A 22275-nucleotide genomic window follows, 5' to 3' on the forward strand; every position below is an offset into this window, starting at 1 on the left:
ATGTTACTCAGATGAAAAAACTAACTATAGTAGATACTGTAAAGCCTTTTGTTAGCATTCTTATTCCCTTAAGAAATGAAGAATCACATATTAAAAATCTAATCAAAAACTTACAGGAGCTAGATTATACAAATATAGAATTTATCTTATATGATGATGATTCAGACGATGACACACTAAATAAAGCCATTCATCATACCGCTACAGATCATCGCTTCCAAATTATAAAAGGCGGATTACTTCCTAATGGCTGGAAAGGCAAACCCCATGCTTGTCACCAACTTTCTTCCTATGCACAAGGTGATATTTTTTTATTTTTGGATGCCGATGTTCTATTAAAACCACAGACTGTTGATGCTGTCATTGCTTCTATGGTAGTAAATAAGGCGGATGCAATTAGTTGTTTTCCTCATTTTAGAAACAGTAGTTTTTTGGAATATTGTTTAACACCGTTGCTGCACTTTTTCATTTATATGCACTTACCTATTCGGCTTTCCAACAACCAAAAACTACTAACAGCAACTGCGGCAAGTGGTGCATTTATAGCTGTTACTTCGACTTGCTATCATGCGATTGGTGGGCATACTAGTGTGAAAAATAATATTGTGGAAGACGTAACACTATTTCAAAATATCAAAAAGAATCATTTTAACGCATTACTTTTAAGGGGCTCCGACTTTGTAGAATGTAAAATGTATGGTTCTTCTAGCGCTACTTGGCAGGGGTTTTTGAAAAATTGTTTTGCTGCTTTTCACCACTCCTACCTAACGGCTATCGCCATTATTTTTGTTTATACACTGTATTATTTATCCCCCTTTGCTTTACTGATCTATGGTCTTTTTAGTGGGCAATGGTGGACCATAATTCCGTATCTATGCATTACAATACAACGCTTGATTAGTGACTATTTAAGTAAGAACATCAATCTATTCTCACTGTTGATGCCCTTATCTGCTGCGCTATATATTGCGTTACTCCTTACTGCAATGTATAAATACACCGTCAATGACAAGACGAGTTGGAAAGGACGATTATTATGAGAAAAAAAGCACTGATTATTGGTGGTGGTTTGGGAGGACTTTCTGCAGCACTTACTTTGAGTACGGAGTATGATGTCCAGATTATCGAAAAAAATGCACAGCTTGGTGGCAAAATGCGCGCGATAAACCTTGATGGTTTCCATTTCGATTTTGGGCCAAATACCTTAACAATGCCTCATTATTTCTGGGATGTGATTGCTCCTTTTGGAGAACCAGAAAAAAGGTTACCCTTTAAAAAAATTGCATTGCCAACTCACCATCAACTAGATGATTTTGAGTTAGTTTTCACAACTGATCAACAAGCTATGATTGAACAACTTGCCAAAATCGATCATAAAAGTGCTCAAAATTACCCTGCTTTTATTCGTGAAATCACTTCCTTATACAAGCGTAGTGAAAAACCATTTTTACAAAAAACCTTTTTTAGTTTTGCTGATTATTGCGACCCTTCTTTGCCCGCTAGTATTATTCAAATGCATCCATTTACCACACTGTCTGCATTTTTAGAAAAATATTTTCCACACCCATTTGTACGTCAATTATTTGAACGTTTTGCAACGTATATCGGTTCTTCTCCTTTCGAAGCGCCCGCTACATTTGCACTCATTGCTTACTTTGAACTGGTAGAGGGGACCTATTCACTTGAAGGTGGCGCCTCTAAAATCGCTGCTGTCTTTGAAGAATTATTAATTGCTCAACATGTAGTGATTCATACAGATGAACTCGTGACTTCTTTGAACCACCTAAACAATAAAATCACTGGTTGCACTACGACAAAGGGGCATTATGAGGCTGATCTCGTCATTTGTAACGCTGATTATGACGTTTTCCAACAATTGTTAGGGCGAAAAACAACTAAAAAACAACGCTCTACCTCTGCTTATGTCGAGTTAATTGGTTTGAAAAGTCCAGTACCTTTACATCACCATAATGTACTATTTAGTGCTGACTATAAGAAAGAATTCCAAGCGTTACATACTGGGCACTACGCTGAAAATCCAACCGTCTATAGTTGCTATCCCTATGCTTCTGATTCCAGTAATCCACCTGCTCTTTTTGTCCTGATAAATGCACCAAGTAATGCGCCACTTGCTGTAGAAAAACTTACTCTGCAAGTAGATACAGCTCTATTGAAATGGGGGATCTCCAAACAGCATATTGTAACAAGACAGGTTTTACCACCGTCATTTATCGCAGAAGAATTTTTAACTGCAGGTGGTGCTATATATGGCCAAGCTTCTAATTCTTTAAAAAATAGTTTTTTCAGACCACGTAATCGCGATTCTCAATTTAATAATTTATATTATGTTGGCGGTTCTGTCCATCCTGGTGGTGGCTCACCCATCGTTGTAAAGTCCGGTTATGAAATGGCCAAAAGAATACTGAAAAATAATGAAGCGACTCTCACTAATTGAGATCTTGCTTCTTTTTTATTGCCCAAGCTGTCCTGGATTCTAGCATCATTTAGCAGGACTACTCTTACGACATCTTTACACCCTACTTCCTAAGTAATTATTGAAAAAATGAATGCTTATATATTTGGCAACCCCCTTATTATACAGTTTGAACCAATCGTTATACGATTATTTACCACTATATAGCTACTTGTTTTTGACATATCTTTTTACGCTTCTTTAGTTACGCCATTCATTATCAAAGAATACTCTGCTAAAATAAGTGTTACATCTTTTTTGGAGGGATCATATGAATTTTCTAACTAAACGATTGCTCGACATGTCTTTATCCAAAAAACTATTTTGGCTTGTACTAATTTGTTGTGTAATCGCTTCATTTCTATTCGTACATAATAATTATGCCTTTTACGATGATACGATTGTAGCTGTAACTGCGACCAAAATAGTTGATGAGCAAACAGTTACAGATCGTCATGACAATATGGATAAACTATTTACCCAATATGTATCTGCTGTTGTGAAAAATGGTAGCGCACAAGGTGATACGATTCGACTAACCAATAACTATTCAAAATCGCAGGCTTTCGACGAACCATATAAAGTTGGAGACGAGCTATTTGTGACACTTACTTCCAGTGATGCTAAAAAAATGAGTGCGACGATCACCGGTGTCAAACGGGATAAGTATTTACTATTAGTGGCTTGGATACTCGCTATCGTATTGCTACTCGTTGGAAAAAAACAAGGTTTTTCCTCTCTACTTACGCTTCTAGTGAATGCCGTTATTTTATCATTTGCTTTAGACTTGTATATAACACAATCAAATCAGTCGTTATTGTGGATTTCTGCAGGTTGTATAATACTGTTTACCATTTTATCTTTACTATTCGTCAATGGGCGAAACAAAAAAACTGCTGCAGCGATTATTGCCACTTTACTTGGGACATTCAGTTCATTACTGATCACCTATTTAGCACTCACAGTAACCAGTGGCAAAGGGCTGCGTTACGAAGAACTTCAATTCATCACGCGTCCCTATGAAATTGTCTTTATGGCTGGCTTATTTATCGGTGCACTTGGTGCCGTTATGGACGTTGCTATTACCATGTCAACATCTATGTTCAGCTTATACGACAAAGATCCTACCATGTCTATTAAAGCACTGAAAAAATCTGGTCTCGAAATAGGCAAAGATATTATGGGGACGATGACAAATGTATTATTTTTCGCATATGTCAGTGGCTCGATTCCGATGCTCATACTTTATTTCAAAAATACTCTACCATTTGGTTATACGCTATCTGTCAATCTATCATTAGAGATTGTACGCGCGCTAGCAGGTGGTCTCGGTATTGTTTTAACCATTCCACTCGGGCTGTATAGTGCCCTATTTTTCATCAAGAGACAGAGGGCTAAATTATGAATACAATCGTCCTAATGACCATTCTACTACTTTTAGCAATGACCATTATTGGCGGAAAAAAAGGTTTCCGCTCTTTTATCGCTCTTTTTCTCAATTTCAGCGTGATGATTATCCTCTTATTCTTTATGAATATCCAAAGTATGAATGCTATTGTCCTAACATTAATCGCTTGCGTTGTAATTGCTTGCATTAATTTATTTTTCATCAACGAAATAACAACTACAACGAAGGCAGCCTTCCTATCAACTTTATTGACAACTTCAATACTGTTACTTGTTATTTTAGCCGTTTCAGATTTAGCATTAATTCACGGTTTTGGCGAAGAGGAAACAGAGGAGCTAGGCGCTTTTTCCCCATTGATTGGCATTAGTTTTATGCAACTTGCTATTTCAGTTATTATTATGAGTACGATTGGCGCAATTACAGATGCAGCTATTGCTATTGCATCACCTATGAGAGAAATGTATATTCACCATCCAACTAGCTCGCGCAAAGAATTATTTCAATTCGGCTTATTAATTGGACGCGATATTATTGGTACGAGTACGAATACGCTATTTTTCGCCTTTATTGGTAATTATTTAGCACTCATGATTTGGTTCAAGGACCTCTCTTACTCCATAGGTGATATTGTCAATTCAAAAATTTTCAGTTCTGAATTTATTACAATTTGTTGTGCGACGATTGGTGTCATTTTAGTTATTCCCATTACAGCTGCTATCGCTGCGCAATTTTTCGTACGAAAATCATCAGACCGTAAGTAAACCTACAAAAAAGGCCTATCACATTTTATGTGGTAGGCTTTTTTTGAATAGCTCTAGTTAATAAATGATCCTACTTATTTAAAGTGACTTTTATATGCCGAAATAAATGCTTCAGGTGAAGTTTTCACCGTATAGGCAAAGACACCACGCGTAGAATGTAAATAGAGCATACCCCCTTCATTTGCTATCTCGCGAAAAGAAAAATCTCTCACGATTTGGATGGGAAACTCTCTATGTTGCGTAACAACCTTATCCTGATATAAATAAATCACACGATCAATTTCAATAACCACTTGACTAAGACCTTCTACCTTTTTTTCTACTTTTATATAAGGATGTTGTGCAATGAGGTTCATGAAATCCTCCTTTTCTAATCTATTCTTACTCCATACAATACCATATTATATGATATTCATTAGCTATGAATACCCACTATACTCCTTTTTTATTCCCTTGATTTCAACTCATCATATATACTGCTATACATCATCAAAAAAGAGTTACTTGGTATCGCGACCAAATAACCCATTTTATGTCCTTACTCTTTCCAACTTTTTTGTACATAATTATACGTAATTTTCAACTTCTCAATATGCTGTTCATAATCTACCGCCAAATAATGATAGTACAATAAATCCACAATATAATGTTGCGCAATTAAGGAAGCCGTGGCAGCACTTCTCAATGAATCAACTTGTTCACTTTGACTATGCACCAAGCTAACAGTCGATTTCCGAGCCAATGAACTTCCTGCATTCGATACGATACTGATGATCGGAATAGACAATTCATTACAGACTTTTGCGATAATATCGATTTCTTTTTTTTCACCTGAATTTGAAATCAGAATCATTAATTTACCTTTTGGTCTAGAGGATAATGCAGATATTATTAAATGTGTATCTTGCGTATCCAATACTAATTTTCCAATTCGAATAAATTTTTGAGCTAAATCTTTAGCAATAACATACGATGCCCCTATGCCAAAAATAACAATATCGTTTGCCTGGTGGATTAACTTACTACCGGACACAATGGCTTCATTTTGCACAAGGGTCTCTGTTTCACTTAATGCATTTGTTATTCTTAGCCTTAACTGTTGCTTTATTTGATCAAGTGAATCTGTTGGTTTAATCTCTTCTAAAATCGTTGCAGGTGTAGATTGTTCTGCTGACAATATTATTTTAAAATCAGGAAATCCTTTTGCTCCAATGGATTTGCAAAAGCGTGTAATAGTTGCATTACTCACACCCACTTTTTGTGCTAATTGTTGGGTCGACAAATGAATCACTTCATCGCTATTTGCTAACACATAGTATGCAACTAGCTGTTCTGCTTCTGAAAGAGTCGCAGCTTTTAATTGAATTGTAAAACGTAAATCTTGTACCATATTTAAATCTCCTTTAATCTTCTAGGACCGTTTCCACCATTGCATCTTTTGGAACACCAAAGAAATAGGTTAGGAGGAATCCACCGGCATACCCACCTAATAAACCAAATACATAATATAACATATGTCCTGTAGTAATGAGTGGAATTAATGCTACACCCGACGGACCGATGGCAATTGCCCCTACACCACCTAAAGCACCAATGATCGCACCGCCTACACCCCCACCTAAACAAGCAGTTATAAATGGTCTTCCTAAAGGTAATGTTACACCATAAATAAGCGGTTCTCCAATCCCTAAAATACCAACTGGTAACGCTCCTTTAATCATATTTGTCAGCTGTTTGTTTTTACGACATTTTATCCATAAAGCAATTGCAGCCCCTACTTGCCCTGCTCCGGCCATCGCTAAAATAGGAAGTAGTAAAGTCGAACCCGCACTCGTAATCATCTCTAGATGAATTGGCGTTAAAATTTGATGTAAACCAAGCATAACCATCGGTAAGAATAAGGCTCCTAACACAAATCCAGCAAACGCCCCACCGACATTTAATACCCAAGTGATTGAAGTTACTAATGATACTGATACTACACCAGCAATTGGCATAATAATAAAAATTGTGATTATTCCGATAATTAATAATGTAATTGTTGGTGTAATAATAATATCTAGGGAATTTGGAATGAACTTGCGTAACCATTTTTCTACTGCACACATAATCCATACAGCAAAAATAACACCGATAATACCTCCTTGGCCAGCAATCAAAGCATTGTCATTAAAAATATTCATAATTGGCTTCTCAGGCGTCATACCCGCCAGTAATGTGACTGCACCAATAACACCACCAAGACCTGGCGTACCCCCAAATTCACTTGCCGTATTAATACCAACATATATAGCAAGATAAGCAAATACACCATTTTTAATAACATTTAAAACAAGAATAATTTGATCCCAACTTGAACCAATATCCCCTGCTGTTTGTAAATTGACTAAAATTGCTGCAATCCCACCAATTAAACCCGCACCGACAAAGGCTGGAATAAGTGGTACAAAAATATTAGCAATAGATTTTAACGCTCTTTTCATCGGTGAAGATTTTTGTTTTGATTTTTGAGCGGCTTTCACTTCTGCAGCCTTCGCTTCAACTGCCTCTTTATTTGATCGTTGTGATGAAGACTTATTTGAAGAAGGGAATTTTTCACCGAGCTTCACGCCCGCCATTTGGACCATTTCATTTGCCACTTTATTCACTGTTCCTGGTCCAACAACTACTTGTAATGTATCATCTTCTATAACACCTAAAACACCTTTTACTGCTTTCAATTTTTCCAAATCGACCAATGAATAGTCTTTAATGGATATACGTACACGTGTCATACAATGAATTATTTTCTCAACATTATCTATGCCACCAATATGATCATAAATGCCTTTTGCTATATTAAATTCTTTGGACTCTGTCATTTTCTCATCACCCTTCGTGTATTAAAAAGTATCTTTTATAAATCCATGACTCGCTAGTAAACGTTTTTTCGCTTCTTCAGCGGATATAGAACACAAAATCATGACGATGGCTACTTTCACATTTAGCTCCGCCTCTTTATATGCTTTTTGAGCGATTTCTTCAGAGCAATCTGTCGACTGACGAATAATGCGAATTGCACGCACCCGCAATTTTTCATTGGAGGGTTGAACATCGACCATTAAATTATTATAAACTTTACCAATACCAATCATGGCACTAGTCGATAACATATTTAATACAAGTTTTTGAGCCGTTCCTGATTTCAAACGTGTCGAACCAGTTAAAATTTCTGCTCCCACCTCAACTTCAATAACAATCTCAGCTTCTTTACTTATTTCAGCATGACGATTGCAGGATAGACTAACTGTATTAGCCCCTAGATTACGTGCAAAGCGTAGCCCACCAATTACATAGGGTGTACGCCCGCTCGCTGCAATACCAACGACTGTATCTTTCGCAGTAATTCCACGTCCTATCAAGTCTTTTTCCGCTAACTGCAGATCGTCCTCTGCCCCCTCTACTGCTTTCATCATCGCTGTCTCTCCACCAGCAATAATACCTTGAACCATTTTTGGATCTGTACCAAAAGTAGGGACACATTCTACAGCATCTAATATACCTAAGCGACCGCTTGTTCCAGCTCCAATATAAAATAATTTACCGCCCTTATTAAAAGTGTCAATAATCTTTTTAGTTGCAGATTCAATTGATGCTAAATTTTTTGCAATTGCTTTTGGTACAACTTCATCTTCTGCGTTCATCAATTGTAGTATTTCACGTGTTGAATACTCATCTAATCCCATCGATTTTTCATTTCTTTTTTCGGTCGTTAATTTATCTAAATCCATTCTGTCACCTCAGTTAGTATAATTTTTTGTTGCCCTTCACATAGTGATAATAGAGGGATATCTTCTTCTATTATTCGCCCAATCTTCAGGACAAACGCATCCAATGGTATATGTTGTTTTACCAAATTAATCTCCCCACTATAACGCAATAGTTCTTGAGAATTGATCGTTATATCACCTATTTTTCGTTCACATACAGTGCCGGTAAACTGATGGTTATAAAATAAAGACCGACTTTCTTGAAGACGAATTACATCGCGTGCAATTTCAGGACGACTTGTGAATACACAGTGCGTAATTGGTACGTAATCACCATTAAATGCCACCGTTAGCATCATAACTTTTTCACTATAGTATGACTCGAATTGTCGCATAGCCTTTCTAGAAATTGATGGATCACCAATCATAATTTCATCGACGGAATACCTATTAATCAGCTCAAGAGCATTTGCAAAAACAGCAGAGTTACGATGTTTTTCAAGTGTCGGTAATCCTTCATACATCGGTCCACGTAATTGTTGATCTCCCATAACAAAGGCCACAACCTTCACATGAACTTCATGTAAAAACGTATTTTGATTAAGTAAAAAAAATGCATCTAAGCCTGTATTACGCCTCGGATAATAATTATGCCAAGCTTCAATATGGGAAAAATTAACTTTCAAATCCTGTAATTCCCTAACCATATCAACCGTTATTGTACTAGCATTCAACGCCACTTGAAAGCGTTTGCAATACTGCGCAATTTCCATGATAGAGAAACCGTCATCTAAGCGTAACCCCCTCACCCCTAAATCACTTAACTCATCTGCTGACATCGGCAATTTCTCCATAATTTCTCGTGAGACATCTACCATAAGTTGAAGTTTTAAATCCTTACACAGAGCGATTAATTGTTGAAATACTTGCCAACTAGATGCCAAATCATACTCGGGTATATGTAGTGATGTAAACACCCTGTCAAAACCCGAATTTTTCATATTTATCATATAGTCGATTTGAAGTTCATCATACAAATAAACTGAAAACCCTCTCAACTACAAATCACTCCCTTCGATTAGTTTTATCATAATCTATATGAAATAAAATCTCAATTTTTAAGCGAAATTATGTTTTTACTGAAATAAATTTTCTTGAATTATATAAAAGCAAGTATCTACCTACCAAATGCGATGAGACGCGGTGACGTATCATCACTGTTCTCTCCAAAGAAACTTTTTTAGTCAAAACAAAAGCACTCATAATGAGTGCTTTTGTTTTGACCTACTTATTAATTGCATTACATAGTGATTTTTTTGTAACAAGACTTGCATAATTCCATAATACTTTTTTCTGGTATCATGATCCCGCATTCTTTACAGTTTGAGTACCCATACTCATTATTACAATTTTCACAGTAATACGATTTATTTTCATGGTTTAATTTAACCTCTTCATTACACTCCATACAATATTCTGCTCCTGTCATTAATCTCACCACCTACTATTAATAACTCGCATAATTAAATTACCCTTTTCCACATAAAAATAACGCTAGTCAATCGACTGCATTATATTTTGTCCAAATAAATAGCGCTATTATACTGCTTGCAGTCTTGAAACACTTCATATTTTTAAAGAATTGGCGCCCTATCATGAGTACAGATGGTTTAACTGAAATTATGAGTTTATGTATTTTTCTATGCTTTTTGTGTAATCATGTAAGTAGACATGTTTTCTCTTAACTTCAATATGACATGATTTTTTATAAAAACACTGCAAATAAAACAGTTAGTAATGAAGGTATAAATAAAGCACTAAGAATACTATTAGAAAATTGATCTCTATCGCGTATTACAGTTCATGGTTTAAGACATACTCATGCTAGTGTACTTTTGTACAAAGGCGCTAACGTTCATTCCGTTTCGCAGCGATTGGGCCATGCCGATAGTCAAACAACACTTGATCATTATGCGCATGTGCTGGATGAGATGAAAGAGAGAGATGAATCAATAGCCGTTAATATATATAACTCTTATTAGTGGTCACATCGGTGGTCACATCGGTCACTCTTTCTTTTCATTGTTCATGACACTCTGTTTATTTTAACGAATAAAAAAAGTGCCACAAAGCCTTATTAGTAAAGGGTTTATAGCACTTTTTATATTTTTCTGTTTCATCGTATAAAACACTTATTATGTCCCAGGAGGGATTCGAACCCCCGACCGATGCCTTAGAAGGGCATTGCTCTATCCAGCTGAGCTACTGAGACAATATTATCTTTTAGTGAATCAACTTACTGATTTCCTAAGGACAATATTTATTATATGCAATATAGCAATGAAAGTCAACATTATTTTTTTAATATAGAAAATAAATGTTTAGAGATGATTTTTTTATCTGGTGTTTTGAAATAGACGGTCAGATCATTTTCATCATCTTCCCACTCGACTGTAGCATAACTTTTAGCGTTTCCATCTCTTGGTAAAGTCAGACTTCCTGGGTTCAGGAATAGCCTATTATTAATTACTTCTGCTCCCATTAGATGAGAGTGGCCAAAAAATACGAAATCCGCGTCAGCTTCTTGAGCTTGATCATTTAATAGAGCTAATGTTGTTTTAATATCATATAGATGCCCATGTGTTATAAATACTTTACGGTCATCTAGGTTGACGATAATATCATTTTCAAAGTTGTCATCAAAATCACAATTACCTTTAACACGAATCATATCGTTAAAATGGTCATCGTTGTAGCTAAGTTCACTATCCCCACAATGGAAAAATACATCTGCATCTTGCTCCTGATTAAATACGGTTGAAATTATTTCTGCATCGCCATGTGTATCACTAAGTACGACAATTTTCATTTTATTACCACCTTATCGTTCGCCTATTTTTTCTTGCAATAATTTTAATGCGTTTCCTCTATGAGAGATTGCACCCTTTTGTGCTGGCGTTAGTTCTGCCATTGTTTTTTCTTGTGAAGGTACATAAAATATTGGATCGTAGCCGAAACCATTTTCACCGCGTTTTTCTTCAAGGATCAGCCCTTCACATGTACCAAATACAGTCGTTGTTGGGAAATCTGGACCTGTGATTGCTAAACAACAGCAAAACCGTGCTGTACGTTCTTCTGGCGGAATATTTTCTAAGTTTTTCAATACTTTAACAATATTTGCTTCATCATCATGATCCCCAGCATAACGTGCCGAATAAACGCCAGGTTCGCCATTTAATGCATCAATCATCAATCCACTATCATCTGCGATAACTAATAGATTAAGCGCTTTAGCAAGCGTCTCCGCTTTAATAATCGCATTCTCTTCAAATGTTGTACCTGTTTCTTCTATTTCCATATCAGGTGCGACATCAAACATCGTTACAACTTCATACCCCATTGGTCCAAAAATTGTTTCAAAATCTTTTACTTTACCTCTGTTTTTTGTTGCGATTACGACTTTTTTCATGTGACTACCTCCTGTATAAATTCCTCTTCATTTTACCATAAATTCATATTTCAACATAAAGAAAGAGCAACGAATTTTCACTTTTCGCTGCCCATTAAGTACTATAGGTCTATCTTCTGTGCTTGTGTATCATCGAGTTTAAGCCAGTGGTCTAACACCGTCTGGAATTTAGGTACGGAACCTGTTGCAAAAAATTGGTGCTTACCTCTTATTCCACTCGTATTATCAATCGACATAAATTCAAGTATTTCCTTTGCATGCTTGGCTGTTTCAGTTGCAGATGACACAACATGTACTTTTGGGCCAACAACATGTTCAATCAATTCTTGAATAATTGGATAATGCGTGCAGCCTAAAATCATCGTATCGTATGTAGCCTCTTGTAGGGGGGCCAACGTCTTCTCAACGAGTTGTTGAGCAAAAGTACCTGTCGACTGTCCGCTCTCTACAAGGGGCACAAGCGCTGGACATGCTAAAGATGTAATAACACTTTGAGAATACAAGGAGTATAACGCATCCTCGTAAGCGCCACTTTTCACTGTACCGGCAGTTGCAATTACCGCAATTTCATGTGATTTTGTTTCTTTAATCGCTGCTGTTGCACCTGCATTTATTACACCGATCACCGGGAAGTCACATTGCTTCTGAAGTGGTTCAAGAGCCACTGCCGTTGCTGTGTTACATGCGATTACGAGCATTTTAATATGCATGCTCTTTAATTTTTCCGCTAGTTCGGTTGTAAAATCTAATACTTGCTCACCAGTACGCGGTCCATATGGGCATCTAGCGGTATCACCAATATAGTAAATCGTCTCGTTTGGTAAGTATTTTAGCATTTCTTTTACAACGGTCAACCCACCCACGCCTGAATCTATAACCCCGATGGGAGCATTCATAAGTTACCGCCTCAATCCTCATTCATATCTTCGTTCATTTTTATATACAGCTTTTGTAGTAATACGGATAATTGTGATACCTCTTCATCTTCAAAATCGCTCACAATATCTTGTAGATAAAGCTGACGTTTATCGATGACTTCTTTAATAATCTTCTCCCCTTCTGGTAGTAGATGAATGCGTACAACTCGACGGTCTTGCATATCACGTAAACGTTGTACGAGCATGTTTTTTTCCATACGATCAATTAAATCTGTCGTCGTACTAAAAGCTAAGTACATTTTATTCGATAAATCACCAATTGTCATGTCCCCAAGCTCGTCCAACCACTGTAGCGCAATAAACTGCGGCGGTGTAATCGTATAATTATTTAGGATTTCGCGACCCTTTTGTTTTACGATTGCTGCAATATGTCGTAAATCTTTTTCTAACATACCAATCTCATCGCGATTTACCTTTACATCTTGTTGTTCTCCTGCCATGACTATTCACTCCTACTTCGATTAATTTACTTCAAAACTCGAATTACTTTATTAAATTAACGTATTAAGTATATTGTGAATGTTAAGTCGAAGATTGGCAAGTATTCTTCTCAAATTCGGCTATTTTACATAGTAATTAATAAATATTTATGCTTTTTAAGATATCTAATTGCTCAGTCGTCCACTTTGAAGAACGCCCTGTTGTTGAATCCATTTGAACAACGGTCCCTCTACCCGTTAAGCGAATATCGCCAGAAACTACACCCATATAATGAATTTCTACAGATGAATTGCCAATACGCGTATATTTTGTATAGATACGTACCGTCTCACCAAAAAATATTTGGCCTAAAAAATCACATTGAATGTCGGCCACTACAGGCACAATGGGATTGTCTTCTGCTGTAAAATCATTGAATAATTTACTGTCTCCCATAAATTTCATACGCGCTGATTCAAAATAAATAAATGGTACTGAGTTATTCAGATGTCCAAGCATATCGGTTTCCGAAAATCGCACTTCAATATCTTCATAAAAAGTAAAATCCTTTTGCCACTTCTCAAAGTCTTCAATATAGGTTTCCTTCATCATTATCCCCCTAAAAGTGAATCATTATTCATAATGTAATTGTATCAGAATAATATTTAAATAGGAAAGAATATAGTTTCTTACAGCAAGATTTATCCTCACTAACACGCTGCGCCTATACGTGTAGCAATATTCTTTTTTTTCATACGATTTAATATCACCCAATCATGACTCATTATTGAATTTTAAAACTAAATTATTTCCGTAACTGGATGTTACTTACCGGTTGAGCTCGTTTACTTGCCGGTTGAGCCGATTTACTTACCGGTTGGCTCGATTTACTTGCAGCTTAACTAGCAAGATTGGATTACTCCCTTATACGCGACAATTCCTTTCGATTGTATGTGATTATCGCCGCGAATGTTGACATAACTACTCTTTTAAAGTGAAAAGTTTAACTTATACAGGTGTTACTTACCGGTTGACTCGATTTACTTACCGGTTGAGCCGATTTACTTACCACTTGACTCGATTTACTTACCGGTTGGCTCGATTTACTTACCGGTTGGCTCGATTTACTTGCCGCTTGAGCTGATTCAACTAACATTACAGATTTCAATGGCGATGGAATTTCTTCCTTTTATGTGTATACAAAAACGGCTTCATCTACAAGTAGATGAAGCCGTTAGTTCATTCTTAGTCGACCATGTGGTCAGAACCGAAGAAGTTTTTGAACATTTGTACTGTTGCTGCACGGTTAAGTGAAGCGATAGAAGTTGTTAAAGGAATACCTTTTGGACAAGCTGCTACACAGTTTTGTGAGTTACCACAGTTAGCTAAGCCACCATCACCCATGATTGCATCAAGGCGTTCGTCTTTATTCATTGCACCTGTTGGGTGAGTATTGAATAGACGAACTTGTGATAATGGAGCTGGTCCCATAAATGAAGATCCAGAGTTCACGTTTGGACATGATTCTAGACATACACCACAAGTCATACATTTTGAAAGCTCGTAAGCCCATTCGCGTTTGCGTTCTGGCATACGAGGACCTTCGCCAAGATCATATGATCCATCGATAGGAACCCATGCTTTAACTTTTTTAAGTGAATCGAACATGCGTGAGCGGTCGATTTGTAAGTCACGGATAACAGGGAAAGTGCTCATTGGTTGTAATTTTAATGGTTGCGTTAATTGGTCAACTAATGCTGAACATGATTGACGTGGACGACCATTGATTACCATTGAACAAGCTCCACATACTTCTTCAAGACAGTTCATGTCCCAAGCTACAGGTGAAGTTTCTTTACCTTCAACAGTTGTAGGGTGTTCACGGATGAACATTAGTACTGAGATTACGTTCATATTTGGACGGTATGGAACCTTAAATTTCTCCCAATATGGACTAGAGTCAGTGCTGTCTTGACGTTGAATTTCTACGTCTAACATTTTTTGATCTGCCATGATTAGTGGGCACCTCCAGTATAGTCACGTTTACGTGGTTTAATCATTGAAACATCTACTTCTTCATACGTGATAATTGGATCGAATGAAGGAGTGAATTGCGCAATTGTTGTTTTCAAGAAGTCTTCATCATTACGTTCTGGGAAATCAGGTTTGTAGTGAGCTCCACGTGATTCGTCACGTAATAATGCGCCTTTTGTAATAACGAATGCTAATGCAATCATATTTTTCAATTGACGAGTAAATTGTACGCCTTGGTTAGACCATTTATTCGTGTCATTGATATCAATATTATTCCAACGCTCTTTTAATTCTTCAAGCTTCACTAAAGTATTTTCTAAACGGTCGTTATGGCGTACAACTGTTACATTGTTAGTCATTACTTCGCCTAGTTCTTTGTGTAATAGGTATGCATTTTCTGTGCCTTTAAGGCTCATAACTTCATCCCATTTAGCTTGTTCTTCTTTAACAGCATCTTCATAGATAGCAGTTGGTAAATCTTCAACATGTGTATCTAAGTGTTTGATGTAGTTAACTGCGTTTGGACCTGCAACAGAACCACCATAAATAGCTGATAGTAATGAGTTCGCTCCTAGACGGTTACCACCGTGTTGAGAGTAATCACATTCACCGGCAGCAAATGCGCCTGGAATTGTTGTTTGTTGATCATAATCTACCCATAATCCACCCATAGAATAGTGAACTGCTGGGAAAATTTTCATAGGAACTTTATGAGGGTCGTCACCTACGAATTTTTGATAAATCTCGATGATTCCACCAAGTTTAATATCTAATTCATGAGGATCTTTGTGTGATAAATCAAGGTATACAACGTTTTCTCCGTTAACACCAAGTTTTTGGTTAATACATACGTCGAAGATTTCGCGCGTCGCAACATCACGAGGTACTAAGTTACCGTATGCAGGATATTTTTCTTCAAGGAAGTACCATGGTTTCCCATCTTTATAAGTCCAGATACGACCACCTTCACCACGAGCAGATTCCGACATTAGACGTAATTTGTCATCTCCAGGAATTGCTGTTGGGTGAATTTGAATGAACTCACCATTCGCATATTTTGCACCTTGTTGGTACACGATAGATGCTGCAGAACCAGTGTTGATCATTGAGTTCGTAGATTTACCAAAGATAATACCAGGACCACCACTTGCCATGATTACAGCATCAGCAGGGAATGCTTTAATTTCATGAGTCGTTAAATCTTGTGCTTTGATTCCTTTACATACACCGTTTTCGTCAAGTACTAGACCTAGGAATTCCCAGCCTTCATACTTAGTTACTAAACCTTCAACTTCCCATTTACGAACTTGTTCATCAAGTGCGTATAAAAGTTGTTGACCAGTTGTAGCGCCAGCAAATGCTGTACGGTGATGCATTGTACCGCCGAAACGACGGAAATCTAAAAGACCTTCTGGTGTACGGTTAAACATAACGCCCATACGGTCAAATAAATGAATGATACCAGGTGCAGCATCACACATTGCTTTTACTGGTGGTTGGTTTGCTAAGAAATCTCCACCGTATACTGTATCATCAAAGTGAATCCAAGGAGAATCCCCTTCACCTTTCGTATTTACAGCACCATTAATTCCGCCTTGCGCACATACAGAGTGTGAGCGTTTTACCGGAACTAATGAGAATAATTCTACTTCAGTGCCCAATTCAGCAGCTTTCATAGAAGACATAAGGCCGGCAAGACCGCCCCCAACAACTATCAATTTGCTTTTCGCCATGTTTTTTCTCACTCCTCGTTCAATTAGTAGTCAAGCGCTTTCATACATTCTTAAGTCCCTCAAAAGACTAAGTGAATGCTAGGATCGCCATCACGCCTACTACTGATAACAATACAAAGATAATCATTGTAATGTAAGTTGTAACTTTTTGTGATTTTGGAGATTGGATAAGTCCCCAGCTTATTAAGAATGACCAAATACCGTTAGATAAGTGGAATGTAGCAGAAATAATACCTACGATATAGAATGCAAGCATCCATGGAGTTGAAACAACATCAGCCATTAAGTTGTAATCAAGTTCCGTACCGTGAAGTGTTTTTTGGAAACGAGTTTGGAATATATGCCACGCGATGAAAATCACAAGGATAATTCCTGTTAAACGTTGTAACATGAAGAACCAGTTACGTGTAGTACCAAAACGTTTTAAATTTGGTTTTGCAGTGAACGCAATGTATACACCATAGAATGCATGGAACATTAATGGGATATAAATTACTACCCACTCAACGATTGGTAGGAATGGAATACTCTCCATTAATCCTGCAGCTTTGTTGAATGCAGCTTCACCATTTGTTGCTGAATAGTTTACTAATAGATGCACGATTAAAAACAGTCCTACTGGAATTAAACCTAGGAATGAATGTAATCGACGCAAGTAAAACTCACGATCTTTCGACAAGACAGTTACCCCCCTTAGTACTTAAGATAATACATATCCACATACCAAACGATTACGAATGGCTTATTGGACTGTTTACCTTATCATGGTACAATATTATGACATGTTCAATTGTACTCTCATAACAAATGAGAGTCAATGTTACCACCACTATTATGCCCCTGAAAAAGTGCGTAATATTCAACAGAAATGTATACTTTTCGCTATTCCAGTAGCATATTCCCTACAAAAGGTGAAAAGTGAGCGAAAAATAAGAAAGAAGGCTTACTAAATGACCACTGACACGAAAACTGTAACTGTATTTGGTTACGAATTACTGCGAGACCATATTTTATCAGCGATTGTTGGTAAAAATGAAGAAGATATTTTATATTGGTGCGGTAAAGAAATCGCACGGAAATTTCCCTTATTAGAGTTAGACGAGGTCACTGATTTTTTCACAGAAGCATCATGGGGCCATCTCATACTTGATAAAACATCAAAAAGCGAAGCATTCTATTCCTTGACAGGCGATGCCGATATTTTAAAATTTGATCAACGTAGCTTCAGACTTGAGGCTGGTTACTTAGCGGAGCAACATCAAAAATACAATGGCTTTTTAACAGAGTGTCACGAGGAAGTTGACACCAAAAAAAACACAGTGAATTTTCACATAAAATGGGATCGTAAAGACCCTATTCACTCAAAATAATGATGTACATACCTATTAAATAGCTGTTTTATTTTTAATCCAATTCATCGTTATATCGTTAAAAACCCAACGATTTTGACTAATGTCAAATCGTTGGGTTTTCTTTTTTATAATATATTAAAATAATTTTGTTTTTTAAAATTACTATTCTTTACGCGATAGTTTCAGGCAGAATGGACAAATCAAATTGCTCATGTAATGCGTTTGCTGCATGGAGCATTTCTTCTTGTGGAATAACGACTGACACTTTTATTTCAGAAGTACTGACCATTTTCACCGGAATACCTTCTTTATATAAACAATCAAACATCGTGGCAGCAACACCTGGATTCGATGCCATACCTGAGCCGACAATCGACACTTTTGCAAGTTCTGCTTCATGATCAATATGGTCGAAACCCAATGTATCTTTATGCTCACCTAAGATAATTAATGCTTCTTTTAACTGTTCTTTTTTCACTGAGAATGACACAGTTGGCGTCATATTTGGAATGACAGATTGTACGATAATATCAACATTAATATGATGTTTTGCTAAAGTCGTGAAAATACTTGCTAAAGAACTCGTATAAGGCGCTTCATAATATACCGTTAAACGAATAATATCTCCTTCAAAAGCAACACCTCTAACAACTATATCTTTTTCCATCTGTACTTCCTCCTTCAACATCGTTCCTTCTTCTTCGCAATAGCTTGAGCGAACAGACATCGGCATTTCATAGTTTTTTGCTAATTCAACAGATCGTGGATGTAGGACACCCGCCCCTAAATGCGCTAATTCCAGCATTTCATCGTAGCTCAGTTGTGGAATTTTACGGGCATTTTTGACATAGCGTGGATCACTTGTATAGACACCCTCAACATCGGTATAAATATCACAACGTTGCGCTTGAATAGCTGCGGCAATTGCCACAGCTGTTGTATCTGAACCGCCACGTCCTAAAGTTGTAATATTATCATTGCTGTCCACACCTTGAAAACCAGCAACAACGGCTACCTTGCCTTCCGCTAATGCTCGTTCGATTGCTTGTGTGTCAATCTGTTCAATACGCGCATTACTTGGTACTGTTTCCGTATGAATACCAGCTTGCCACCCGGTAAAAGATTGCGCTTTTAAGCCTAATTTCTGCAGAGCAATAGAAAGCAAAGAAATTGTCACCTGTTCACCCGTTGTTAACAAGACATCTAGCTCGCGTTTTGAAGGTTCTGCACACAGCTCGTTAGCCATATGCACAAGTTGATCTGTTGTTTTGCCCATTGCAGATACGACAACAACTAAACTATTGCCTTTTTCTACTTCTTTTAAAACCCTCGCTGCTACACGTTGAATATGAGCCGTTGTCGCTACGGAAGTTCCACCAAATTTCACAACTAATTTATTCATCCAATCTCTCCCATACATAATTAATATGCGGGCGATGACCACAATGACTTCCAAAAAAACAACAAAAAAAGACGGCACTTTATCTTGGTAGATAAAGGCCATCTTGCATGTCTATTCTTAAAGAACATTCATGTGTGATAGCCCTCCAGAGTTGTTCGACTCTGACAATTCTTCATCTCTTAAATGAAGAACCAGCGAAAGGAAGGTAGTATACCTCTCACTTCGGCAGTTTCCCCTTTCACGAATATTCATCGAGCTACTACGCTCTCCCATTCGCTACTATTGAAACCTGCACCTCTATCATCACTATTTTCAGTGATTTAAATCACTATTACTTTAGCATAATATTTGGTAAAAGACAATTATTTTCCGGAAAAATATTCAATTGCAGCATTAGCGAGATTTTCTGGTAATCCACTAGCAATTAGTTGTTCTTTCGTTGCCTCTTTAATTTTCTTCATGGAGCCAAAATGTTTTAATAATTGCTGCTTCCGCTTCGGACCAATACCAGGTATATTGTCAAGTTGTGACGTCAAAGCATTCTTTTCACGTAATTGACGATGAAAAGTAATGGCGAATCGGTGTACTTCGTCTTGAATACGCTGCAATAAATAAAACCCTTCGCTATTACGTTTAAGCGGGATTTCTTGTGGAGGATTCCCATATAATAGTTGCGATGTTTTATGTTTATTATCTTTTGCTAAACCTGCAATTGGTATATCTAAACCCAACTCATCTTCAATAATTTCACGTGCGACTTCCATTTGCCCTTTACCACCATCTGTCAATAAGAGATCCGGTAATGGCAATCCTTCTTTGACGACACGTGAATAGCGGCGACGAATTACTTCGCGCATCGCACCGTAATCATCATGGGCTGCTGCTGTAGTAATTTTGAATTTGCGATAATCCTTTTTACGTGGGCGACCATCTTCAAAAACAACCATTGCAGATACTGTATCAGAGCCAAATATATGTGAATTATCAAAAGCTTCAATACGCAAAGGTGTTTGAATATTCATCGCTTCACCTAGTTCTTCACAGGCACCGATTGTTTTTTGCTCTTGACGTTGTAATATTTGAAATTTCTCATCAATTTTTAATTGGGCGTTTTTCGTCGCTAAATCTAGTAAATCTTTTTTATGACCACGATGAGGTGTCGTAACCTTTGTTTTTAATGCTGCCTTTAATAATTCCACGTCTATATGTTTAGGTACGATCACCTCATTTGGTTGAAGATGATTGGCCTCTTCATAAAAACGAGCAACGAATGTTAAAAACTCCTCCTGCGGGTCAATGTAGGTCGGGAATAATGACACATCCCTCTCAATCATCTTCCCTTGACGTATGAAGAATACTTGCACACACATCCAGCCTTTGTCGACTGCATAACCAAACACATCACGATTTGTAAAATCACTCGTCGTAATCTTCTGTTTTTCCATGACCGTTTCAATATTGATAATTTGATCGCGAAATTCTTTCGCACGCTCAAAATCAAGTTCTTCAGAGGCTAACGTCATACGTTTAGTGAGCTGTTCTTTCACCGCTTCATGTCCACCATTTAAAAAATCCGAAATTTCCTTCACAATTTTGTCCATCGACTGCTCTGGAACCTCTTTCACACATGGTGCTAGGCACTGCCCCATATGATAGTATAAACAGACTCTTGGGGGCATTTTATCACATTTACGTAAAGGATAAATCCGGTCTAAAAGTTTTTTCGTTTCAGCAGCTGCAAACGCATTGGGGTAAGGGCCAAAATATTTTGCTCGATCTTTTTTCACTTTGCGTACGGTAAGAAGACGTGGATATTTTTCATTCGTTATTTTTAAATAGGGGTATGTTTTATCATCTTTTAACATAATATTATACTTTGGATCATGTAATTTTATTAAATTAAGTTCAAGTAAAAATGCCTCAATATCACTGGATGTAACGATATAGTCAAAATCCTCAATTTCAGCAACTAAGCGCTGTGTTTTCGCATTATGTGCCCCAGTAAAATAAGAGCGCACTCGATTTTTAAGCACTTTTGCCTTTCCGACGTAAATGACAATCCCTTGCCTATCCTTCATTAAGTAACAGCCAGAGTGGTCAGGCAATACAGCCAATTTTTCTTTTATACGATCATTCATGATTATCACCTTCAAAAAAACCGAATCCCTCTAGAAGGATCCGGTTTTGGAATGTAAGACTGACAAGCTTATATTAAGCGTGTTTAGCAAGTAACTCAGCAAGCGCTTCTTTTGGTTGGAAACCTACTGTTTTATCAACTGGTTCGCCATCTTTAAATACCAATAAAGTTGGGATTGACATAATGCCGAATTGAGCAGCTGTTTGTTGGTTTTGATCAACGTCTACTTTGACAATTTTCGCTTTACCAGCTAAGTCTGTATCTAGTTCTTCAAGAACTGGAGCGATCATTTTACAAGGTCCGCACCAAGTAGCCCAAAAATCTACTAATACTACGCCTTCTGCGATATCTTCTGTGAATGTTGAATCTGTTGAATGTACAATTGCCATAATTAAATTT

Annotated in this window: 23 protein-coding genes, 1 tRNA gene and 1 riboswitch; of the genes, 6 read left to right on the top strand and 18 right to left on the bottom strand. The window is 37.2% G+C overall.

Annotation, left to right across the window (positions count from 1 at the left end; genetic code table 11):
• Positions 1 to 11: 11 nt before the first annotated feature.
• The 4 genes from DEX24_RS04110 (at position 12) to DEX24_RS04125 (ending at position 4642) form a co-directional block, all read left to right on the top strand.
• Positions 12 to 1040 (top strand): glycosyltransferase family 2 protein, encoded by a 1029-nt coding sequence (locus DEX24_RS04110; RefSeq protein ID WP_170112837.1) that lies wholly within the window; start codon positions 12 to 14, stop codon positions 1038 to 1040.
• Positions 1037 to 2455, top strand: coding sequence for a phytoene desaturase family protein (locus DEX24_RS04115; RefSeq protein ID WP_109305142.1), 1419 nt, complete (start codon positions 1037 to 1039; stop codon positions 2453 to 2455). The genes DEX24_RS04110 and DEX24_RS04115 overlap by 4 nt, the downstream gene beginning before the upstream one ends.
• Positions 2456 to 2744: 289 nt before the next feature.
• Complete coding sequence (locus tag DEX24_RS04120; RefSeq protein ID WP_170112838.1) at positions 2745 to 3878, top strand: YibE/F family protein; 1134 nt, start codon at positions 2745 to 2747, stop codon at positions 3876 to 3878.
• On the top strand, positions 3875 to 4642 hold the full coding sequence (locus tag DEX24_RS04125; RefSeq protein WP_109305143.1) for a YibE/F family protein: 768 nt from the start codon (positions 3875 to 3877) through the stop codon (positions 4640 to 4642). The genes DEX24_RS04120 and DEX24_RS04125 overlap by 4 nt, the downstream gene beginning before the upstream one ends.
• 74 nt (positions 4643 to 4716) lie before the next feature.
• Here the strand turns inward: DEX24_RS04125 and DEX24_RS04130 are convergent, their stop codons facing one another.
• The 5 genes from DEX24_RS04130 to DEX24_RS04150 form a co-directional block, all read right to left on the bottom strand.
• A complete protein-coding gene (locus tag DEX24_RS04130; protein WP_109305144.1) occupies positions 4717 to 4998 on the bottom strand; it encodes a hypothetical protein in 282 nt (93 codons plus the stop codon).
• A 182-nt stretch (positions 4999 to 5180) separates the two neighbouring features.
• The gene (locus DEX24_RS04135) at positions 5181 to 6032 is read right to left on the bottom strand and encodes a MurR/RpiR family transcriptional regulator (protein ID WP_109305145.1); all 852 of its coding nucleotides are present in this window, start codon (positions 6030 to 6032) and stop codon (positions 5181 to 5183) included.
• A 13-nt stretch (positions 6033 to 6045) separates the two neighbouring features.
• On the bottom strand, positions 6046 to 7503 hold the full coding sequence (locus DEX24_RS04140) for a PTS transporter subunit EIIC (RefSeq protein ID WP_109305146.1): 1458 nt from the start codon (positions 7501 to 7503) through the stop codon (positions 6046 to 6048).
• 21 nt (positions 7504 to 7524) lie between these two features.
• Positions 7525 to 8412, bottom strand: a complete 888-nt coding sequence (gene murQ, locus DEX24_RS04145) for an N-acetylmuramic acid 6-phosphate etherase (RefSeq protein WP_109305147.1) — start codon at positions 8410 to 8412, stop codon at positions 7525 to 7527.
• The gene (locus tag DEX24_RS04150; RefSeq protein WP_109305148.1) at positions 8403 to 9449 is read right to left on the bottom strand and encodes a MupG family TIM beta-alpha barrel fold protein; all 1047 of its coding nucleotides are present in this window, start codon (positions 9447 to 9449) and stop codon (positions 8403 to 8405) included. The genes murQ and DEX24_RS04150 overlap by 10 nt, the downstream gene beginning before the upstream one ends.
• Positions 9450 to 10244: 795 nt before the next feature.
• Between DEX24_RS04150 and DEX24_RS17450 the strand changes: the two genes are divergently transcribed.
• Complete coding sequence (locus DEX24_RS17450; RefSeq protein ID WP_170112849.1) at positions 10245 to 10433, top strand: tyrosine-type recombinase/integrase; 189 nt, start codon at positions 10245 to 10247, stop codon at positions 10431 to 10433.
• Positions 10434 to 10589: 156 nt separating this feature from the next.
• Here the strand turns inward: DEX24_RS17450 and DEX24_RS04165 are convergent.
• The 10 genes from DEX24_RS04165 to DEX24_RS04205 form a co-directional block, all read right to left on the bottom strand.
• A tRNA-Arg gene (locus DEX24_RS04165) sits at positions 10590 to 10663 on the bottom strand.
• A gap of 81 nt (positions 10664 to 10744) precedes the next feature.
• Positions 10745 to 11260 carry a metallophosphoesterase gene (locus tag DEX24_RS04170; RefSeq protein ID WP_109305150.1) on the bottom strand — a complete coding sequence of 172 codons (516 nt, stop codon included), beginning with the start codon at positions 11258 to 11260 and terminating at the stop codon, positions 10745 to 10747.
• A 12-nt stretch (positions 11261 to 11272) separates the two neighbouring features.
• Positions 11273 to 11860, bottom strand: a complete 588-nt coding sequence (locus DEX24_RS04175; protein WP_109305151.1) for an XTP/dITP diphosphatase — start codon at positions 11858 to 11860, stop codon at positions 11273 to 11275.
• Positions 11861 to 11961: 101 nt separating this feature from the next.
• A complete protein-coding gene (racE, locus tag DEX24_RS04180) occupies positions 11962 to 12756 on the bottom strand; it encodes a glutamate racemase (protein ID WP_109305152.1) in 795 nt (264 codons plus the stop codon).
• 11 nt (positions 12757 to 12767) lie between these two features.
• Entirely contained in the window at positions 12768 to 13238 is a 471-nt protein-coding gene (locus DEX24_RS04185; RefSeq protein ID WP_109305153.1) for a MarR family winged helix-turn-helix transcriptional regulator, read from the bottom strand.
• Positions 13239 to 13374: 136 nt separating this feature from the next.
• Positions 13375 to 13827 carry an acyl-CoA thioesterase gene (locus DEX24_RS04190; protein ID WP_186819604.1) on the bottom strand — a complete coding sequence of 151 codons (453 nt, stop codon included), beginning with the start codon at positions 13825 to 13827 and terminating at the stop codon, positions 13375 to 13377.
• Positions 13828 to 14221: 394 nt separating this feature from the next.
• Entirely contained in the window at positions 14222 to 14386 is a 165-nt protein-coding gene (locus DEX24_RS17115) for a hypothetical protein (RefSeq protein WP_170112839.1), read from the bottom strand.
• 77 nt (positions 14387 to 14463) lie between these two features.
• Positions 14464 to 15231 (bottom strand): succinate dehydrogenase iron-sulfur subunit, encoded by a 768-nt coding sequence (gene sdhB / locus DEX24_RS04195; RefSeq protein ID WP_109305155.1) that lies wholly within the window; start codon positions 15229 to 15231, stop codon positions 14464 to 14466.
• Positions 15232 to 15233: 2 nt separating this feature from the next.
• On the bottom strand, positions 15234 to 16985 hold the full coding sequence (gene sdhA, locus DEX24_RS04200; RefSeq protein ID WP_109305156.1) for a succinate dehydrogenase flavoprotein subunit: 1752 nt from the start codon (positions 16983 to 16985) through the stop codon (positions 15234 to 15236).
• 67 nt (positions 16986 to 17052) lie between these two features.
• Entirely contained in the window at positions 17053 to 17664 is a 612-nt protein-coding gene (locus tag DEX24_RS04205; protein WP_109305157.1) for a succinate dehydrogenase cytochrome b558 subunit, read from the bottom strand.
• Between the two features lie 271 nt (positions 17665 to 17935).
• On the opposite strand from DEX24_RS04205, the gene DEX24_RS04210 reads away from it, so the two are divergent.
• Positions 17936 to 18355: a DUF2507 domain-containing protein gene (locus DEX24_RS04210; RefSeq protein ID WP_109305158.1), complete on the top strand. Its 420-nt coding sequence runs from the start codon at positions 17936 to 17938 to the stop codon at positions 18353 to 18355.
• A gap of 151 nt (positions 18356 to 18506) precedes the next feature.
• Here the strand turns inward: DEX24_RS04210 and DEX24_RS04215 are convergent, their stop codons facing one another.
• The 3 genes from DEX24_RS04215 to trxA all read right to left on the bottom strand — a co-directional run bounded on the left by DEX24_RS04215 (position 18507) and on the right by trxA (position 22265).
• Entirely contained in the window at positions 18507 to 19739 is a 1233-nt protein-coding gene (locus DEX24_RS04215) for an aspartate kinase (RefSeq protein ID WP_109305159.1), read from the bottom strand.
• A 130-nt stretch (positions 19740 to 19869) separates the two neighbouring features.
• Positions 19870 to 20047: riboswitch (Lysine riboswitch) on the bottom strand.
• A 54-nt stretch (positions 20048 to 20101) separates the two neighbouring features.
• A complete protein-coding gene (uvrC, locus tag DEX24_RS04220; protein WP_109305160.1) occupies positions 20102 to 21877 on the bottom strand; it encodes an excinuclease ABC subunit UvrC in 1776 nt (591 codons plus the stop codon).
• Positions 21878 to 21950: 73 nt separating this feature from the next.
• Positions 21951 to 22265, bottom strand: coding sequence for a thioredoxin (gene trxA / locus DEX24_RS04225; protein WP_109305161.1), 315 nt, complete (start codon positions 22263 to 22265; stop codon positions 21951 to 21953).
• Between the last annotated feature and the right edge of the window lie 10 nt (positions 22266 to 22275).

The organism is Kurthia sibirica (assembly GCF_003143975.1).
Taxonomy (GTDB): domain Bacteria; phylum Bacillota; class Bacilli; order Bacillales_A; family Planococcaceae; genus Kurthia; species Kurthia sibirica.

Coding starts and splice junctions, on each gene's coding strand:
- DEX24_RS04135 (WP_109305145.1), bottom strand. CDS start 6,032: ATGGTACAAGATTTACGTTTTACAATTCAATTAAAAGCTGCGACTCTT.
- DEX24_RS04110 (WP_170112837.1), top strand. CDS start 12: ATGAAAAAACTAACTATAGTAGATACTGTAAAGCCTTTTGTTAGCATT.
- uvrC (WP_109305160.1), bottom strand. CDS start 21,877: ATGAATGATCGTATAAAAGAAAAATTGGCTGTATTGCCTGACCACTCT.
- DEX24_RS04115 (WP_109305142.1), top strand. CDS start 1,037: ATGAGAAAAAAAGCACTGATTATTGGTGGTGGTTTGGGAGGACTTTCT.
- murQ (WP_109305147.1), bottom strand. CDS start 8,412: ATGGATTTAGATAAATTAACGACCGAAAAAAGAAATGAAAAATCGATG.
- DEX24_RS04130 (WP_109305144.1), bottom strand. CDS start 4,998: ATGAACCTCATTGCACAACATCCTTATATAAAAGTAGAAAAAAAGGTA.
- DEX24_RS04215 (WP_109305159.1), bottom strand. CDS start 19,739: ATGAATAAATTAGTTGTGAAATTTGGTGGAACTTCCGTAGCGACAACG.
- DEX24_RS04190 (WP_186819604.1), bottom strand. CDS start 13,827: ATGAAGGAAACCTATATTGAAGACTTTGAGAAGTGGCAAAAGGATTTT.
- DEX24_RS04210 (WP_109305158.1), top strand. CDS start 17,936: ATGACCACTGACACGAAAACTGTAACTGTATTTGGTTACGAATTACTG.
- sdhA (WP_109305156.1), bottom strand. CDS start 16,985: ATGGCGAAAAGCAAATTGATAGTTGTTGGGGGCGGTCTTGCCGGCCTT.
- sdhB (WP_109305155.1), bottom strand. CDS start 15,231: ATGGCAGATCAAAAAATGTTAGACGTAGAAATTCAACGTCAAGACAGC.
- DEX24_RS04120 (WP_170112838.1), top strand. CDS start 2,745: ATGAATTTTCTAACTAAACGATTGCTCGACATGTCTTTATCCAAAAAA.
- DEX24_RS04170 (WP_109305150.1), bottom strand. CDS start 11,260: ATGAAAATTGTCGTACTTAGTGATACACATGGCGATGCAGAAATAATT.
- DEX24_RS04140 (WP_109305146.1), bottom strand. CDS start 7,503: ATGACAGAGTCCAAAGAATTTAATATAGCAAAAGGCATTTATGATCAT.
- DEX24_RS04175 (WP_109305151.1), bottom strand. CDS start 11,860: ATGAAAAAAGTCGTAATCGCAACAAAAAACAGAGGTAAAGTAAAAGAT.
- DEX24_RS04185 (WP_109305153.1), bottom strand. CDS start 13,238: ATGGCAGGAGAACAACAAGATGTAAAGGTAAATCGCGATGAGATTGGT.
- trxA (WP_109305161.1), bottom strand. CDS start 22,265: ATGGCAATTGTACATTCAACAGATTCAACATTCACAGAAGATATCGCA.
- racE (WP_109305152.1), bottom strand. CDS start 12,756: ATGAATGCTCCCATCGGGGTTATAGATTCAGGCGTGGGTGGGTTGACC.
- DEX24_RS04125 (WP_109305143.1), top strand. CDS start 3,875: ATGAATACAATCGTCCTAATGACCATTCTACTACTTTTAGCAATGACC.